The organism is Bacillus sp. JJ783 (assembly GCF_036963225.1).
In the GTDB taxonomy this organism is placed as follows: Bacteria; Bacillota; Bacilli; order Bacillales; family Bacillaceae_G; genus Bacillus_A; species Bacillus_A cereus_U.
The window spans coordinates 41,744-42,007 of the sequence record NZ_JBALMG010000099.1; the positions used below are offsets into that span (position 1 = coordinate 41,744).

Here is a 264-nt window from a genome sequence, read left to right on the forward strand (position 1 = left end):
AATATTGCAATTTTCGGTCCTGTAATGGAAGAGGTTTTAACAAAAAAAATTATTCTTGATACGTTACGCAAACGAACAAATGTCTACATTGCGTGTTTAATTACGTCTCTTGTATTTGCATTACTTCATATGGAGTTGGCAAGTGTTATTCCTTATACTTTAGCAGGATTGGTGTATGCTTTTTTATATGTAAAAACTAATAGATTGATCGTGCCTATTATTGTTCATATGACAATAAATACACTTGCTATTTTAATGAAACTT

At 29.9% G+C, this 264-nt stretch carries 1 protein-coding gene; it reads left to right on the plus strand.

All coding sequences use genetic code 11. The features are described from left to right. On the plus strand, window positions 1-264 hold a 264-nt coding region (locus V7038_RS20345), incomplete at both ends, for a CPBP family intramembrane glutamic endopeptidase (protein ID WP_335695565.1).